This window comes from Vibrio sp. 1288 (assembly GCF_033344475.1).
Genome location: NZ_JAWPOX010000012.1, coordinates 14,046 through 32,328, shown reverse-complemented (window position 1 = coordinate 32,328; position 18,283 = coordinate 14,046). Strand labels below are relative to the sequence as shown.

General features: G+C 43.5%; 14 protein-coding genes and 1 pseudogene. 7 read left to right on the top strand and 8 right to left on the bottom strand.

Features of this window, described 5'->3' with window-relative positions:
• Window positions 1-317: 317 nt before the first annotated feature.
• Complete coding sequence (locus R8O11_RS11030; RefSeq protein ID WP_033906176.1) at window positions 318-1,283, top strand: helix-turn-helix domain-containing protein; 966 nt, start codon at window positions 318-320, stop codon at window positions 1,281-1,283.
• A gap of 99 nt (window positions 1,284-1,382) precedes the next feature.
• Entirely contained in the window at window positions 1,383-3,518 is a 2,136-nt protein-coding gene (locus R8O11_RS11025) for a TonB-dependent siderophore receptor (protein WP_033906177.1), read from the top strand.
• Window positions 3,519-3,609: 91 nt separating this feature from the next.
• On the opposite strand, the gene R8O11_RS11020 is transcribed toward R8O11_RS11025, so the two are convergent.
• Window positions 3,610-4,296, bottom strand: a complete 687-nt coding sequence (locus R8O11_RS11020) for a response regulator (RefSeq protein ID WP_033906178.1) — start codon at window positions 4,294-4,296, stop codon at window positions 3,610-3,612.
• Window positions 4,293-5,912: a sensor histidine kinase gene (locus R8O11_RS11015; protein ID WP_033906179.1), complete on the bottom strand. Its 1,620-nt coding sequence runs from the start codon at window positions 5,910-5,912 to the stop codon at window positions 4,293-4,295. The genes R8O11_RS11020 and R8O11_RS11015 overlap by 4 nt, the downstream gene beginning before the upstream one ends.
• 476 nt (window positions 5,913-6,388) lie before the next feature.
• On the opposite strand from R8O11_RS11015, the gene R8O11_RS11010 reads away from it, so the two are divergent.
• The 5 genes from R8O11_RS11010 to R8O11_RS10990 all read left to right on the top strand — a co-directional run bounded on the left by R8O11_RS11010 (window position 6,389) and on the right by R8O11_RS10990 (window position 11,483).
• Window positions 6,389-6,616: a hypothetical protein gene (locus R8O11_RS11010; protein WP_005377125.1), complete on the top strand. Its 228-nt coding sequence runs from the start codon at window positions 6,389-6,391 to the stop codon at window positions 6,614-6,616.
• 130 nt (window positions 6,617-6,746) lie between these two features.
• Window positions 6,747-8,162: a TolC family protein gene (locus R8O11_RS11005; protein ID WP_005387166.1), complete on the top strand. Its 1,416-nt coding sequence runs from the start codon at window positions 6,747-6,749 to the stop codon at window positions 8,160-8,162.
• A 3-nt stretch (window positions 8,163-8,165) separates the two neighbouring features.
• On the top strand, window positions 8,166-9,146 hold the full coding sequence (locus R8O11_RS11000) for an HlyD family secretion protein (protein ID WP_033906180.1): 981 nt from the start codon (window positions 8,166-8,168) through the stop codon (window positions 9,144-9,146).
• A gap of 22 nt (window positions 9,147-9,168) precedes the next feature.
• The gene (locus tag R8O11_RS10995; RefSeq protein WP_033906181.1) at window positions 9,169-10,335 is read left to right on the top strand and encodes an ABC transporter permease; all 1,167 of its coding nucleotides are present in this window, start codon (window positions 9,169-9,171) and stop codon (window positions 10,333-10,335) included.
• Window positions 10,332-11,483, top strand: coding sequence for an ABC transporter permease (locus R8O11_RS10990; RefSeq protein ID WP_033906182.1), 1,152 nt, complete (start codon window positions 10,332-10,334; stop codon window positions 11,481-11,483). Before R8O11_RS10995 ends, R8O11_RS10990 begins: the two co-directional genes overlap by 4 nt.
• A gap of 286 nt (window positions 11,484-11,769) precedes the next feature.
• Here the strand turns inward: R8O11_RS10990 and R8O11_RS10985 are convergent, their stop codons facing one another.
• From R8O11_RS10985 to R8O11_RS10960, 6 genes and pseudogenes are all read right to left on the bottom strand, one after another.
• On the bottom strand, window positions 11,770-12,678 hold the full coding sequence (locus R8O11_RS10985; protein ID WP_033906183.1) for a LysR family transcriptional regulator: 909 nt from the start codon (window positions 12,676-12,678) through the stop codon (window positions 11,770-11,772).
• Window positions 12,679-12,820: 142 nt separating this feature from the next.
• Window positions 12,821-13,249 carry a hypothetical protein gene (locus tag R8O11_RS10980; RefSeq protein ID WP_033906184.1) on the bottom strand — a complete coding sequence of 143 codons (429 nt, stop codon included), beginning with the start codon at window positions 13,247-13,249 and terminating at the stop codon, window positions 12,821-12,823.
• Between the two features lie 17 nt (window positions 13,250-13,266).
• Window positions 13,267-14,436 (bottom strand): patatin-like phospholipase family protein, encoded by a 1,170-nt coding sequence (locus tag R8O11_RS10975; protein WP_033906185.1) that lies wholly within the window; start codon window positions 14,434-14,436, stop codon window positions 13,267-13,269.
• A 210-nt stretch (window positions 14,437-14,646) separates the two neighbouring features.
• Window positions 14,647-15,504: a pyridoxal kinase PdxY gene (gene pdxY / locus R8O11_RS10970; protein ID WP_033906186.1), complete on the bottom strand. Its 858-nt coding sequence runs from the start codon at window positions 15,502-15,504 to the stop codon at window positions 14,647-14,649.
• A gap of 125 nt (window positions 15,505-15,629) precedes the next feature.
• Window positions 15,630-16,673 (bottom strand): annotated as a pseudogene (locus R8O11_RS10965) (bifunctional aspartate transaminase/aspartate 4-decarboxylase); the annotation flags it as partial.
• Window positions 16,674-17,282: 609 nt separating this feature from the next.
• Complete coding sequence (locus R8O11_RS10960; protein WP_161781344.1) at window positions 17,283-18,203, bottom strand: GntR family transcriptional regulator; 921 nt, start codon at window positions 18,201-18,203, stop codon at window positions 17,283-17,285.
• Between the last annotated feature and the right edge of the window lie 80 nt (window positions 18,204-18,283).

Genomic DNA, 18,283 nt, shown 5'->3' with positions numbered 1-18,283 from the left:
TGTACTCGCTGGAGGAGAGTCCGACACGGGGCAATATTGTCTACGACTATTTGATTTACATCAACACTTGCCAGTGCAAACGTTTAAATAAGTTGCACAAAACGTCATAAGCGATTGTATTTTATTGATAAAAAAAGTTTCATCTGAACACTCCAAAATTTAAGCAAAAACTCTAATGTGGGCAATAATTACTCATCCTTGCAAGCCATTACAGTTTTATCGTGATCTGTGTTACTTACTTTTTATTTCATCACCCTATTGATAATGATACTCAATTAAAGATAATGAAATCACTATTAATGTGAAAGTAGAACGCCATGAAATCAAGCGCCATTAACCCACATCCCATAAACCGAATACAATCGGTGCTTGACTACATTCACACCAACTTAGACAGCACTCTGAGCGTAGATGAAATATCGAAAGCAAGTTGTTGGTCGCGCTGGCAACTGCAACGCGTATTTCAACAACACACTGGCGTATCCGTCGCTCACTACATCAGAGAGCTTAAACTTAGCCTTGCGGCTGAGCGCTTAATCCATACTTCTGACCGCTCGTTAGATATAGCGATAGAAATGGGATTTACATCTGAACACGCATTTAGCCGTGCGTTCAGGAATATGTTTTCAAAAAGCCCCCGCGAATATCGAAAAACGCAACAACTCTCCGGGTTGAGGCAACCTTTGACGCTGCGTAAGACACCAGAAGAAGAGAAAAAACATCAGCGCTTTATTGAAGTTCGAATAGAAACAAAACCGGCTTTTGAACTTGCTGGTTATCATGAACCTATTCACGGATTGTTTTCCGCTACGCCCGATTTCCAATCCAAAGTACCGTCACTTTGGTCACGTCTTTATTCATCTGAAAACCTTAACAATTCGGAAAGTAGTTACTTTGGCGTGATTGATGTGACGCAAGCGTATTCAAACAACCAACAACTTGAGTATTGGGCAGGTTATGAGTGCAGTCCAACAGCAAACGCACCAAGATCAACGAACTCTTCCAACTCGGGGTTAGACCTCTTGGCTGTTCCTGAGCAAACCTACGCCGTCATTACACACATAGGCAAAGCATCAGAGCTCGCCTCAACGCTGGAATGGTTTATTTTACATTGGCTACCCTACTCTAATTATCATGCTATCGATGGTTATGAGTTAGAGCTTTATCCAGAAGGTTATGATGTTGATAGCGAACAAGCACAAATGCAGTATTGGATTCCTGTAGAGCCAAACGACGCGCTATCTTTAAAACCTAAGAACAGAAGAATAAGTTCCAAAGATTAGTGTTTTGCACCAAATTGTTAACTTTTCCTATTTCTTTGAATATAGAATACAAATAACAATCATTATCAATAAATAGAAAAAGTAGTGGAATTTATAAATATGGAAAGTCCGATTCGATTTCATCGTTCAGCGGTTGCTGTCGTCGTATCCGCATTGCTCGCTGGCCACGCCAATGCAACTGAGAGCACATCCCAACACGAAACGATTACGGTGCTAGGAGAAACATACCGAAACACCGCAACTAAAACCGTTTTAGAACCGGAGGAAACACCGCAAGCGATCACGGTAATCACTAAAGATGACATGGACCTGCGCGGCGTAAACTCGGTGAGCGAAGCATTGCGTTATGCACCTGGCGTAAATACAGAATTGCGTGGCGGTGCCGTTTCCCGACTTGACCTATTCAATATTCGTGGTTTTATTAACTACACCAACTTTTATGATGGTCTTCCTTTGCTGTACAACGGTTGGAACCTTCAACCGCAGGTCGATTCCGTTGCTCTTGAGCAAATCGAGGTTTTTAAAGGGCCAACGTCTGTTCTTTACGGCAATATTCCACCAGGAGGTATGGTCAACATTATCGCCAAGGCGCCTCAGTCAACACCCTCGCACTCTGTCTCGATTAGTACAGGGACTAACAGCCTAAAAGAACTGACGTTCGACACCACAGGACAAGTTGGTGATTCTAATGTTGATTACCGTATCGTCGGCCTGGCAAAACAGCGAGATGGTCAAGCCGATACGTCTGAAGATGAACGTTACGTACTCGCCCCATCTTTCAATTGGCAAGCGACAGAAAGCACATTAGTGAACGTGAATGTTTACTATCAAAATGATCCATCAGCAGGTATCTACACGACTGTGCCTGCGTCTGGCTCAGTGATTAAAAACCCACTTGGCTCGATGTCACCAAGCACTTATTTAGGGGATGAGGACTGGAACACTTACGAACGCGAAGTTCTGATGATGGGTTACAAAGTCCAACACGACTTTAACAACAATTGGCAATTTCTACAGAATGCCCGCTACATGACCGCCGATGCCTATCAGGAAAACACATATAACGGTGCACTTGAAGCGGATAACCGTACCGTTGGTCGAAATGCCTATTTAACCGATGAAAAATCCAAATCCTTTGTGATTGACAACCAACTATCTGGCTACGTTAAAACAGGAAATTTTGAACATAACTTATTGTTCGGGCTTGATTATCAGTATCTAGATTCAGATGTAAAATACAAAGACACGCTTGGGTATTCGCTAACTCAGGACATTTTTAATCCTGACCACAACAGCATTGATCGTAATGCACTGAATTTCCAATACAAACAAAACTTAGATATCAAAACGAAGCAGATTGGCGTTTATTTCCAAGATCAAGTTCGTTACGACCAACTTGTAATGATTGCAGGTCTTCGTTGGGATAAATACGATTCAAATACAGACGCCGTTAGCGATTATCTAGGAGCAGTATCCAAGAGCAAGGAAGAGTTAGACGATACCAACGTATCTTTCCGAGTCGGTGGTTTGTATGAGCTAGATTTTGGTCTCTCGCCATATCTTACTTACTCGGAAAGTTTTGAGCCAATTGCGGGTGCCGACTCTTCTGGTAAAGCATTTGAGCCATCAACCGGTCATCAATGGGAGTTAGGCTTTAAATACGCCCCATTATCTGGTGATATCTCAGGTAACTTAGCACTCTTCCATATTACGAAGAAAAACGCGATCTTGACCGATCCGAATAATCCATATGCACCGAACTATCAAGCGGGCGAAGTGGTATCACAAGGTATTGAACTTGAGGCAAAATGGCAAGCCACAGCACAAGCTGATTTCACTCTAGGCTATACATATACCGATATGGAGATTACCGAGGACAGTTATTACAACCAAGAAGGTAAAACGCCGGTTTGGGTACCTGAGCAAACGGCCTCTCTATGGGCCAATTACTTCTTTGAAGGAAATCTTTCAGGCCTTCGTACCAGTGCTGGCGTTCGCTATGTCGGAGAAGCACAAATTGATGCACAGAATAGTCAAAACGTACCGGACTACACCTTGTTTGATTTAGCAGCAAGTTACGATTTCTCAACGGTATCTGAATCAATGAAAGGGGCTAGCGTCACGCTTTCTGCAAGCAATCTATTCGATAAAGAATACTATTCTTGTTACGACAAAAATAACTGTTGGTTTGGCGCTGAGCGCTCTATCGAAGCGAAGTTAGAATACAACTTCTAACCTCTTAGAGCGGAACAGCAGTAATTTGTAAAGCGATGGTTTCTAAAACAAGCCATCGCTTTTTATTTTGCATAGAGCATCAATGTAAACGCTACCGTGTCACTTTTTTATAGCACCTTTCTGGCCTACCTACCGACCCATAGTTTAAATCAGCCTCTAGTTCACCAGTACTAATAAGAAACTCAAGATAACGTCTAGCGGTTGTTCGACTCACTCCGATTTTTTCACCTGCCTCATCAGCGGTCAGCGCACTTCCATTTGAGAACAACTCTCTGATCTTGTCTAGGGTTACACCATCAATCCCTTTTGGTAATCGGTTCGGCAAGTTGTCTTGATTGGCGTGAGACTGCAGCATTTTATCAACGAGGTTCTGATCCAAACTCTCTACGATGTCTAGTTGTTGGCGTTGGGACACATACTTTTTCAGTGCGGCATCTAAGCGTGGAAACATCACTGGTTTTAACAGGTAATCGACAACGCCACCCCTCATCGCCTGTTGTAATGTATCGACATCCCTTGCGGCTGTAATCAAAATGACATCACACGTTTGGTTACTTGCACGCAGTGTATTTAGTATCTCAAGCCCTGTGCCATCGGGAAGATAGACATCCATCAATAGTAAATCTGGCTTAAGAATGTCGAGTTGCATTTCTGCTTCCATTCTCGTGGTCGCAATTCCAACCACTTCCAAACCTGTCAGTTGGCTTAAGTATTTGTGGTGCAGCTCAGCAATAGCCAGATCATCTTCAATGATCATTACGCGAGTCGCCATACTCATAATTGTTCTTCCTTGGGTAAGTACACCGTTATTCTTGTCCCATAATTTGTATTGGGTATCATCTCAACATGGCCGTGATATCGAGTAGCAAGCTGATTGACAAGGTGTAACCCAACACCTCGATTTTGACGAGATTTCGTCGAAACGCCTTTTGTAAATAATGTTTGTGGATCCACTGTTTTTGGGAGGCCACAGCCATGATCTATCACCTCAAGTATCACTTCATTTCCGTAATCGCTAACGGACACATCAATGTTTCTGCGTTCTGACGCAACATTTGATTCATCGCGAATTGAAGTTAACGTGGCATCGAAAGCGTTATCAATCAAATTACCCAAAATTGTGACTAGGTCTTCCGAATTTAGCCACTCAGGCAGGGGCTCCAGACGACTGCCTTCCTCAACCACCAGTTGTAAGCCTAACTCGCGAGCACGTTCAGTTTTTCCAAGCAACATACCTGCAATTAGCGGGTCCTTAACGGTATCTCTTAAAAACTCAATCATTGCTTGATAGTGTGCGGTTTCTTGTCCAATTAACTTTTGCACCGCATCAAGCTCACCCATTTGTACTAGCCCGCTGATAGTGTTTAGCTTATTGCGATGCTCATGGGTTTGCGAACGTAACAAATCTGCATATTCCTTGGTTTGTGATAGCTGCTCGGTTAGATCATTGATTTCATCCCTTAAACGGAAACTCGATACCGCCCCCACGATTTTTCCATCAACATAAATTGGAGAGCGATTTGCAATCAGGCGCTTATGATTAAGGAATATTTCAATATCATGATCTTCCTGCCCGCTTTCTAACACTGTATATAGATCGCTATCACGCAGCGTGTCAGTCAAAGGTTTATTGAGCGCTGATTCTCTATCAATACCGAGAATCTGGCAGGCACTACGATTTATCGAGCGAAGTATCCCTTGGGCATCAATGCTTAACACGCCCTCTTTGATAGTGCTCATCGTCACTTCTAATTCGCCGTACAACCGCCCTATTTCTTCAGGCTCAAAGCCTAAAATCGCGCGCTGAAACTTTCTCGACGCATAATTGGATACAATGGCATTAGCGACGACAACTACGATGACCATTAAAATCAAAAAGGCCAAAAATGGTTCGATGCGGTCTTGCAGTCGGTCGAGCAAATAGCCAACCGAAACCACACCAATGATGTTCCCTTGCTCGTCAAAAATCGCAGCTTTACCACGAACTGAATAACCTAACGAACCCTGTGCCGTCGAAACATAAGACAATCCCCGTTCTAGCGCTCGACGATTGTCGCCACCTCTCATTGGCTTGCCCAACCGCTCATCAACAGGGTGGATTAAGCGTACTCCCTTATGGTCGCCAATAACGATGAATGCAGCACCTATGGCTTCGGTTAATTCTCTAAAGCGAAGTTGGTATGGCTGGGGGTTTTGGGTTTCGATCATTTCACGAACAACCGCTGAGTCCGCTAAAAAACGGGCAACACCCAGTGCTTTTTCTCCCATTTCTTGCTCTTGATTGATTTTGAGATAAGTGAAACCCGCGGCGACGAGCAATAACAGCTCTATCAACCCCGATAGCGTCATGATAATGAGCATCCGCTTACGAAAGCTGATGGTTTTCCAACTCATTGATACATCCTTGTGATTCACTCTTGAGCGTAACGTTAACACTCAGTTAACAGCATGACGTTGTCGCGGTGATAAATCTGTGAGGAAGGCAAGCAAACCGCAGAGTTTACGGTTAATTAATCGACGAGCTGAAACATAAAATTACAACCATTCACCAAATTTAGCATTCCTCTCTGATACTCAATTCCATACATAAATTGCCCTTAAAATCATGATCGCGATCACATCGATTTTAGCGGTTTTTGAGGCGTTTTTAGACTTTACAACGTATAATTTTTAATCAACGAAACCAATGAGAGTTTCGGTTTGAAAGCAGTGAAGCTGGAAGTCTATTAAAAGCTCAACATTGATGTCAGTGATTTGGACACAAATAAAACAAAACACCAATACTGACTATATGACAAACACTTAGACACCATCTGAAAACTGGAAAACTATAAACAGAGGTGCATTTATAGTTAGAAGGAACACCAAACATGGAACGCGATACCTTTGGAATATGCCTGAATAAGGCGATGCTGTCAGAGAATATGTATTCAACATTTACACACGTCAGGGCTTATGAAAAAAACGGAGGCGGTACTTCTGATCTCAAAGTCCTGTTATCGTTCCCTCAAATGAGCGGAAAAGATCTATTGAATACGATGCGAGGTTCTCGTCAGCTCGAGTGGAGAGCGGAGTTTCACTGTCCATATACGAAATAAATTTGTAACATCTCCCGCGCCCAGCACAAATATAACTGGGCGCATACTACTGCCCAATTTTCCCTCCTACTTAACACGCAGTTACGAATCCTTTATATTAGAGCTAATACTCTACGACAAAGCAGCCATTATGAAAAAAACAGGAAAGTTTTGGATACTGGGCTTACTTAGCAGCTCGATTTCCCTTGCCTGTCATGCGGCACCGATCACTTTTGATACCGCATGGCAGCTATTGCTAGAAAACAACTATTCTCTCAAAGCTCAACGCTCAAACGTCGAGAACTACCAATACCAAGAGAGTGCCACCAGCAATCTCAACTTACCTCAGGTTACTATTGGCGCGAATTACACGCGTTTAGATACCGATATCACGCTGTCGGGAAAACAGATCCTAGACAGCACAGGAGCACACATTAACGTACCTCCTGCTTTTCAGCCTATTTTTGGTGCCTTAGCTAATACCACTTCGACCATAACCGAGCGCGATATTTTCTCTTCGTCTATTCGTGCGATTTGGCCGATTTTTACTGGTGGTCGAATTTCTGCGGCTCAATCAGCTGCAGAAGGCAAAACGGATGAGGCGAAAAGTCAGCTTCTAATGGAACAACAAGCGCGTTTTGAAGATTTATCGAAGTACTACTTTTCTGTCGTACTGGCAAAGGAAGTACTCGCAACGCGGCAAGCGGTTGAAGCAGGGCTAAAAAAGCATCGAGATTTTGCCATTAAGCTTGAAGAGCAAGGACAAATCGCGCACGTTGAGCGCCTGCAAGCCGAGGCTTCTTTAGATAAAGCATCCGTAGAAACACGTAAAGCAGCCAGTGATTTGAGTATCGCTCAGGCTGCATTAGGTAAATTACTCGCGCAAGATGATGCCGTAGAGCCCGCTGAATCTTTGTTTATCAACGACAGTCTTCCCCCTCTTACTGCTTTTGTCGATCAAACGTTGCTTACCTATCCGGGGTTGGAGCTTCTGAGCGCTAAACACAAACAAGCCTCTAGCTTAATCAAAGCAGAAAAAGGGAAATACTACCCTGAAGTTTATCTTTACGGCGACTACAGCTTGTATGAAGACGATTCTCTCGCAAGCCAAATGAAGCCTGACTGGTTAGTTGGTGTTGGTGTCAGCATTCCACTGATTGAATCATCAGGGCGAAGCGAAAAAGTCAAAGCCGCTCAAAGCGTCGTCTCGCAGGTCGACTCATTAAAGTCCCAAGCCAAACAAGACTTATCGCTGTTAGTCCAAAAAACATACTTGGAGGCTCAGCAAGCCATTGATGAAGTACAAGGGCTCGCATCTAGCATTGAACTCGCTAACGAAAACCTGCGCTTGCGTGAAAAAGCATTTACTCAGGGTCTGTCGTCTTCTCTGGATGTTGTGGATGCACAACTTTATGTCGCGAGTATAGAAACACAACGTTCAGCGGCGCGTTTCCGCTATTTAATATCTTTAACCAAGCTACTCGCATTGAGCAGTGAAATGAACAGCTTCGAACAATATCAAAATACCGCTTATATCCCTGCTTCAACATCCAAAGAGGTGAAATAAATCATGGCAGCTAAATCACTAAAACCCGTTTTACTCTCACTTTGTGCTTTGGGTGTTGCCTCTTGGGTTGGGTATCAATTTTACCAAGCCTATCAACCGGAACCGATCCGCTTACAGGGATTAATTGAAGCCCAGCAATACAGTATTTCCTCAAAAGTTCCAGGGCGTATTGATGAGGTCATGGTACGTAAAGGCGACGATGTAGAGAAAGGTCAGCTTATTTTTACCCTTCATAGTCCTGAAATTGAAGCGAAGTTAGAACAAGCAAAAGCAGGTGAAAAAGCGGCGGACGCCTTAGCTCAAGAAGCTGAGAAAGGCGCACGTGAGCAACAAATCCAAGCAGCAAAAGATCAGTGGATGAAAGCCAAAGCCGCTGCGAATTTAATGGAAAAAACCTACAATCGTGTGAATAACCTTTATAACGATGGCGTGGTTGCAGAACAAAAACGCGATGAAGCTTTAACTCAGTGGCAAGCAGCGAAATACACAGAAAGTGCCGCGTTTCAAATGTACGAAATGGCAAAAGAAGGCGCTAGAAGTGAAACCAAAGTGGCTGCGGCGGAAAAAGCGCGCATGGCATCAGGTGCCGTAGCCGAAGTAGAAGCGTATGCGAAAGATACTCAGATCTACAGCTGGTTCGACGGCGAAGTCTCTCAAGTTCTGCTTCAAAGTGGTGAATTAGCACCTCAGGGCTTCCCAGTAGTTACTGTGATAGATACAGAAGATGCCTGGGCGACACTTAATGTGCGTGAAGATTACCTTCAACACTTTAGAAAAGGAGCAACCTTTGATGCCTATTTGCCTGCCTTAAACAAAAATGTTGAGTTCAAAGTAACGCATGTTGCCGTTATGGGTGACTTTGCAACGTGGAGAGCAACCGATGCTTCTCAAGGTTTTGATCTTCGTACCTTTGAAGTAGAAGCTCGTCCAGCTCAACCCGAACCTGAACTGCGTATGGGAATGAGTGTTGTCGTTGAACTTTAATCACAACCACTAGGTTAATGCTATGACGATTAAGATTTCACAGCGGCATATCTTACGACGAGACAAGTGGTTGCTTTCGTGCCTTACTTGGATACCGATTTTGCTCGCGATGATGATTTGGGGAGTGTTCTCTGCGGGCATTGCCCGGGATCTGCCAATCGGTGTGGTTGATCTACAACATTCCCAACTTTCTCGAAAGCTCATTCAATCTTTGGATGCGTCGTCGAGTCTGGCTGTTAACTATCACTACACCAGTGCAAGCGAAGCAAAAAATGCGATGATTGAAGGCGATATCTACGCTTACGCGGTCATCCCATCTAAGTTCGACCAAGATATTCTCCAGCACCGCCAACCTCAACTTTCTGTCTTTTACAACAGTCAGTACATTTTGGTAGCGAAACTGATCAACTCTGCCGTTGCGCAAGCACAAGGCTATTTCGACGCTCAGGTTGAAGTAATGGGCAACTTGGCTAAGGGTAACACCACAACGTTAGCAGCGGCTGGACAGGCTGTACCCGTGTCGACACAAATAACCGCATTATTTAACCGTAACAATAACTACGCACAATTTTTGGTAACGGCTATCGTGCCATCCATTTGGCAAATATGTATTGTAGTAAGCACTATTTTGATTCTTGCCGCGCACTTTCGCATTTATGGTGGAAAGAATGGCTTTGCATTTTTGGGCGAAAAGCCATACGCCAGGCTCACTACCCTATTAAGTCAGTACATTCCGGTCTTTATGGCGCAAGGTGCGTTGTTCTTGTACTGGTTTTATTCTGTGCTTGATTGGCCAATGGAAGGCAGTTTTGTGGTTATGCTACTAGCACAATTGGCGACGGTTATCGCCTGTATCATTATGGGAGCGTTGTTCTTCTTCTTGTCGATGGAGCCTGCACGTGCGATGAGTTTTGCTGGCGCATTTACGGCTCCAAGCTTCGCGTTCATGGGAATTACATTCCCAGTTTCTGACATGAACACGCTCGCTTATGCATGGCGTTCATTATTGCCGATTACCCATTACATTGAAGTACAAGTGAGTCAAGCAAGCTATGGAGCATCGGCCGCACAATCTTTAAGCTCGCTATGGCCTATGATTGGTTACGTTGTGCCCCTGCTCATTACCGCAGCCTTGATGGGTAAACATCGAACAGCTTCATCAACACGCCAAGCGAAGGAGGCGGTATGACATTGTGGCAACTGATTAAAGCGGAACTTAAGGCCGTTCTAACCAATCCAGTCGTTACGTTGACCGTGTTTGGTGGTGTCGTATTTTACTCGTTTTTATACCCTTTGCCTTATGCACAACAAACGCCTCGTGAACAACCAATCGCGATTGTTAATCTAGATGGTAGTCAGACGAGTTTAAAGCTGGAACGTATGGTTGATGCCACCCCGCAAGTCAACGTAGTCACTCGACTTCATACGATTGCCGATGCAAAGCAAGCATTTTTACAACGAGAGATCACCGGTTTTTTAGTCATACCAGAACACTTTTACAAAGACCTAATGCTAGGTAAAAGCCCGACTCTAGCCTACGCTGCGGACGCCTCGTATTTTCTCGTGTACGGAACCGTGGTAGAAGGATTGGCCCAAGCGGGAGGCACATTAGGGGCCCAAGTGAAAGTCAGTAAAATGGTGATAGATGGTGTGCCCATGAGTATGGCTAGCCATAATTACTCTGCTATTAAGCTTAATATGAAACCGACGTTCAACCCAACCATGGGTTACATCGAATACGTAGTGCCGGCAGTATTTGTTCTGATTTTACAACAAACGTTGATCATGGCGGTTGGATTACAAACGGGAACACAGCGTCATGGTCGTGGCTATTGGTCACAAGTATCAACGGGATCGCTGCTGCTTGTGAGAACGTTAGTATTTGTGGCAATTTATTATTTACTCGGCGCCTATTATTTTGGTTTTAGCTTCGAACGCTTAAACGTAAACCATATCGCCAACGCGGGCGAATTGCTGGCTATGTTGTTCCCGTTCTTTTTAGGTTGTTGCGGACTAGGCTTCTGGCTAGGCTACTTATTACCTCGGCGTGAACTTGTCACCTTAGTCGTCTTAGTGAGCTCTATGCCGCTCATTTTCTTGGCTGGTTTTATTTGGCCGATTGAAGCCATACCTACTCCCTTACTATGGATTGCTGATTTAAGCCCAAGCACTTGGGCGATCAAAGCTTTCTTAGCACTAAACCAAATGGGGGCAACCTGGCAACAAGTCGCTCCACATTGGACAGCACTTTGGGCACTCACTGTGCTTTGGGGTAGCGTTGCGTACTGGATTGCTAAGCGAAGTAACAAGCCAGTTGTAACAGAGAGCTTGGGGTGATAGCTGACATTTTTATTACTATAAAAAAAGCCGGGTAACTAAACCCGGCTGAAAATCTGCGTCCTTGCAGCGGACATATGGTAAAAACACTTTTTGCTCTGGGCTTACCCATTGAGCGAGGTTAGATTAAGCCAAAAAGTATGGACTCCATACTCTCATATAGAGGGTTATATCCTTCCAATAGACATTAGCTCTTCGCTAGAACGATAACGTTTTTCAGACACAAAAAAACAAGACTCACGTTGAGTCTTGTTGTTGAGAGGGATGAGCAGGATACATGTCGCCGCTAAGTCATATCACGGATTATTTTCTCTCGGTATTCTGTAACGACCTTCATGATTGAATTTTTTACATCACCGACTTGCTTAGAGGGTTGGCACCATAGGCCAAAACCAAACTTAAAACCTTCCAATAATTCAGAAGCTTCCACTGGCTCTATATGATTATTAGAAAACTCCGAATGGGCAAACGTTCTGGGGAGAATCGCCCATCCTAAACCTGCTTCAACCATTTTCACTACAAGGGCCAATTGGTCGACCTCTTCATGGTTCGAACTTACGATGACTTTTTCGCCCATTCCCTCTTCAATAAGAGACCGCAATACAAATTGTTTACTATTCCTCAAGGCTGTCAATACTCGATCTGGTGCAACAGAAGCGAGTTCACCACCTTTCTGGACGAAAGGAACAAATTCAAAATGACCTAAAAACGTCGCATCCAGACTATGTATTGCTCGACTATCATGCACATTGACAATACCGAATTGATACTCACCATTCTGTAAACCCTCTTTAATTTCGTTGCGATTACGAACAAGAAAGTTAACTCGCATCATCGGAAAATCTGCCGCTAATTGAATACGAAGCAATACAAGAAAACGGTGTGGTATAGCGCTTGAATAGGCGATACTAACATTCTCTAATCCACCGTAAGAAAGACTCAGTGCGACTTTATCGAAAGTACGAGCCTGTTCGATGGTTTGCTTAGCATAGTGGTACAGATGGTGGCCATCTTCTGTTGGTTCTACCGAACGACCGACTCGCTCAAACAAGTTAACGGCTAGTTGGTCTTCAAGATTGGTGATCACCTGCCCTATAGTGGTTCGGTGCTTATTGAGTTTGACCGCCGCCTTACTAAATGAAAGCTGTTCATAAACGGTCACGAACGCGAGAAGTTGTTCAAAACTAAAATTCATAGGTTGTGCTTACTTTTTAGAGTTATCTAATTAAATTATCACAAGATAGTAGAATTGCTACTCGGTAACGGTAACAAGCTGCGTTTGACTTCCTTCTCGACGACATAAAAAAACCTACTAAAGTCTGTAGGTTTCTTCCATCTTAGTTGTACTCAACAACGCGAGCCAAATAGTTAAATTCACCCGAGTCACCATGATAATCGCGGTAAACATCCACACTAAAATACTTAGGTTGATCGGCTTGAATATGGTCAACGATCTTCTGTTCTAATGACGTTAGCGTTTCACCCGTTTGCGAATACACAAACTGTTTGTTCACTTTTTCCAATTTGCGTTGCTTTGCTTCTTTGTGTGAGACATAGTTGTTGATCTCTTCCCACTTACCCACGTACTCGACTGCCACGTAACTCGAGTTCTCATCAATCATGATGAAGGCTGCACCTTCTTCTTTAATGGCAGACAGTTGCTGCATGTCGCTGTCGACTTTTTGCTGGTCAAGGTGAGCACCACTTTGTGCAAATGCAGTCGCAGAAGCAGTGAGCATCATTAACGTTAGAACGGCTTTTTTCATTGTGTTTTTTTCCTGTATTAAGGGAGTTCAGTCACCCAAAGTTGTCCTTGGGTGGCTTTTTTGAATCCATATTCGTAAATCGTTAGCAAGTAATGTTGGTCGAACATGTCTTTCGTCACTTTGGCGTACCCGAAGTCTTGGTCGATGTAAGTAAACTGCATCTCAATATCGTTGATTTCACTGATGTATTTCATTCGATACAGATCACCACGAGTTTGCGCTAACGTAAGGCTTGAGACGCTTTTCGATACCAAATCCAACCCTTTGTCTTTTAGTGGTCGATACGGTGCTTTCAAAGCACCATTGCGAATCACATCCAACTGAGGTGCTTTTTCTAACCCCAGAGCCTCTGAAATTTGTTGATAGTTGAAGTTAGACGGATTAAAGAACACCTGCGCTGCAAGACCACCATCTACGTGTAACTCTTCAAGTGTTTCCCCATCATGTTCAACATCGATAAATTGTGGAGGGAAAACGCCAGGGATCGATGCACTTGCGGCAAGCACTTTGTAGATCAATTCAGATTTGTCCACTAAGTCACTATTCGCAATCGCGCCGATGTTCCAAATTACTAATTCACCTGAATCAAAATGGGTACTGCCGATAAAGAGGCGTTTACCATTGCGATGTTGCTGTGCCATCGCCTCAATCATTGGCTCAGGGTAAGCGTCCGCAATGAAGTCATAGAGGTTCTCGCCATCGGTAAACGCGTCCTTAAACAATGTGTTTAAAAAGTTCTTTTTACCCAGGACGCTTTTGTCGTTGATGTTGAGCATGACTTCTTTCATCTTTGGCATTGCATCACCACCGATGAAAACAAATGGCGCAATTAACGCACCTGCGCTGATGCCCGTAATGATGGTGTAGTCTTTCAGCTCACCCTTTTCCTGTAAGCCCATCAAAACGCCAGCACCGTACGCGCCGTTTACGCCACCACCCGATAAGGCCAAAATATTGAGCTGTTCACCCTCTACTTTGATCGGTGTGGTTTGATTGTGCGACGAGTAGAGAAAATCCGGAGCTTCATTGGCCCACATTCGAAGTGGCTCATTTGGTGTCGAACTCGCGATCTCGACATCTTTATAGTTGCTTTGAGAAACACGAACATCCAGCGTATGGGGTGAACTACAAGCTACTATCAGCAGCGAAAGTACAACCGTCACACCAGAGGAAATTAAACGATTCATAATCAGTCTCATTTAATGTTCTCTGGCGTATGACCAGAGACTCAGTTTGAAGTTAATTGGGTCAAAATGAAGTCCGTTTCGTTGTTTGGAGTTACTATAGCTAGGCACGGCTAAACCCCATAATCGCGATTGTAGGATGCTATCCATCAAAGCAATTATGCCAAGTTTCTATATGCTAACTTTACGCTTCTCCGTTAATTAGGTACTGCGCTAAGCAATTTTCACGACGTTGAACTCATGCGTCGGTTCGACAAATTCGTATTGGGCATTGATCGTCTGTAGCTCCCATGTGCCATAGCCTTTGGTGATCTCCAATACACCGTAAACGGCGTTATGTGTATGACGAAAGGCTGCGACAGGAGACATCTTCTTCACCAAACAAGAAGTAAAAATCGCAGAAATCAAATCACCGACACCGACTGGCTGCATAGCAAATTCAACACTAGGGCGTTGGGCCAAATAGCTTGCTTTCGGCGTCGCTAAAATCATACTGAAGGCGTCATCTGTTAGTGCATGCAGGTGTTTCACCAATACCATTTTCGGTCCTAACTCTAAGGCTTTTTTACATGCAGTGACTGCATCATAGAGAGAGTTAATTTTCACACCTGTTAACTCGCTCAGTTCAAACTGGTTAGGAACAATCACATCAGCGATGGGCAACAAGCTATGGCTTATCGCTTCTTTGACACCGTCTGCCACAATGCAACCTTTGTCTGGATCACCCATAACTGGGTCACACACATAAAGCGCGCTGTGGTTACGCGATTTGACTAAACTTACCGCTTCGGCCACCGCACGACATTGCTCTGCGCTGCCTTGATAACCGGACAGTATCGCGCCACATTCGCCTAACTTCTCAATGTTATCTAAGCCTCTCATTAGAGAATGAATTTCATCTGCCCCAAACTTCTGTCCAGTCCAACCTTGCTGGTACTGAGTGTGATTTGAAAACTGAACCGTGTGAATTGGCCAGACTTCGAGGCCCATTCTCTGCATCGGAAAGACTGCAGAACTGTTTCCTGCGTGGCCATAAACCACATGAGATTGAATAGAAATAATGCTTTTCATAAGTCACTCTTAATTGAGAAGTTTGTTAGCTTGGCGACTAAATAAACACAATATCGCGCACTGTGCTTATTTGGTCGGAATAGCCTCGACAACGCCGAGGCTTATTCTTAATCAGGCTGGATTCATTAGCCTTTGAATTCAGCAAAGTACTCATCCAACACTTTGCGTGTTGCACGACCGATAAGCTCGTATTCGTGGTGAGTAAGATTTGCTAGCGAAACTCGAACTGATGCATGCACTACATCGAAGCCTTGGCCTGGAAGTAGGATAACGCCGGTTTCATGTGCAAGGCGGAACAGGAAGTCTTTGCCTTTCTCGCTCGCTTTGAACCATTCAACGAATGCTGGTCCGTACAATTTGCCGCCCAGAGTGTCGAGCTCAAGCAGTGTGTAGTAGTCCACACGATCTTTGTTTTCTTCAATTTCTACACCCATGTTTTTGTACAGAGTTTTGTAACGCTCGCGAATGATGCGTTTACATGCTTCTTTGTAGTTTTTCTCTGAGTCCATCAGACAATTCAATGAGAACAGCGCCATTTGAACTTGTTGAGGAAGCGACAAACCTGCTGTGTGGTTAAGCGCTACGCTACGGCTGTCGGCAACGATACGGTCAATAAACTTGATCTCACGAGGTTCCGGAGTCAGCGTTTTGTAACGATCGTCCAACTCAAGTTGACGCACTTCAGGAAGGCTACGCATTGCATCGTCAAACACGTTGTTGTGTTGAATCGCAATCGAGCCTAAACGCCAGCCTGTTGCACCGAAGTACTTAGAGAACGAATACACACAAAGCGTGTTGTATGGCAGTTTTGCAAACAGTGAGACAAAGTCGTCCGCAAATGTGCCGTATACATCGTCAGTCACAATGAACAGGTCGCTACGTTCGTTGTTCACAAAATTTGATAGGTTATCCAGAGTCTCATCCGAGAACTTCACAGACGCTGGGTTTGCCGGGTTAACAACACAAAGCAGTTTGATGCCTGTATCTGCAAGCTTTTCGATTTCAGACATCGGCAGTTGCCATGTTGTCTCATCCAGACGTAGTTCAACGATTTCCAGTTCGTATTCACTCAGTTCTGGAATCTCTAGGTAAGGCGTAAAGATTGGAGTGATTAGCGCAACCTTGTCACCTTTCTTCAATAGACCGTTGTTGAACATAGTTTGGAACGTTTTTACAAGACATAAATTTTGCACATTTCGCTGATACATTTTGGTTAAAAAATCAAATTCAATATATGCAAAAAAATTATTGCACATAAGAAGCTATTACTGTGCACTTTCATCTAATTTATACAAATGATTCATAGCAGAAAGGTTGCCACGATATAATTTCATAAACAGGAAATTGTTGGGCCCAATGACACAACCAAGGTAAGCATTTGATTTAAAAAGCAATAGTTAAATATACGACAGTGGTAGTTAATAGCTGAGGAAATTGGATGGCAGATGGTGTGAAGAGTAATAAAGATTCATACTGGGTAATAGGGTATCATACTAAAATGGCCGCGATCGCAATCGATACTCTGTCATTCCTAAAACATTTTTGCCCCATTGTGATTTAGTTCTGAAAATTGTTTATATCTATTCAATACGAGTTTGCCCTACCCAAAGTTATCCGAAATTAGGTGTGACAACTCAAAAGGTTTACAACCTAGTAACAAATTTGGTTGGGGTGGACCAATTATTCATGCAGATTCAAAAGGAAAACATGGACGTTTAAAAAGTAGCGATTTTTATCAGTGGTGGCAAAGGTATGCCTAACAACTTCCAAATATGCATTCATCCAAACAACTCGGCTGCAATACTTTCTTTCTCCGCCGCAGTACGACCTAAATGTTTTTCTAAGAATGCTGCGGCTTCCTCCATCTGACCATTTTCAACCAATGTCAATAGCGTTAAGTGCTCTTCGCATTCTTTCCTCGGGATCGCTCTTTTCGTATTGACGTTGTATTCAATCAAACGGCGTAACCGGTTTATTCGTTTTAATGAATCAAGCAGAAAAATATTGCCAGACATTGAGACTAAAGTTTCATGGAATAAGACTCCTGCATTAAACATGTCGCCAGCGGAAACCAGTTTGTTATTGTTATTGAGGATTTCAATTTGGGACATACGTAACATTTGTATTTTAGTCGAATTGACAACGAAATCAGTCTCTCTTAGTGCCTGTGTTTCGATTAATTGACGGAATCGGTAGCTCTGTGCATACGCTTTTGGGGAGGAGATAAACTCGTTAAACTCCCATCCATAGCCAAGACTGCGACTCATCCAGCCTTCTTTTTCCATGGTAATTAGGGCTTCTTGAATGATCTTCCGACTTTTTTCATAACGGGCCATCAGTTCATTTTCAGTAAAACTTTTTGTCAACTTTCCACTTAGATAATCCTGACCTATCAGGTAACAAAGTGGGCTGAGAGTTGATGCCTCTGGGCTCAAAATCTCTAATTCTGACAATGACTTGGAATCAGCAGATTCTGCGAGAAAATATCCTTGATTAGGCCTCTTTACTAGAAAACCCTCTTTTTCTAAATGCGCAAATGCATTCCTGATTGGTGTTCTTGAAACTTTAAGTCTATTTGAAAATTCGACTTCTTTGACATGTGCGCCAATAGCTAAGCCTTCTTTTGCTATTTCGCTAAGCACTTTGCTGGCCAACAAAAGTGTTGAATCCTGCTTTTTATCTTTTGTTGATGTGGTCATCCAGATCACTCTTTTTATACAAGTCATGATCATTATCCTTCATAAATTGTATTTTGTGAATACTAATGATGGCTTGATAT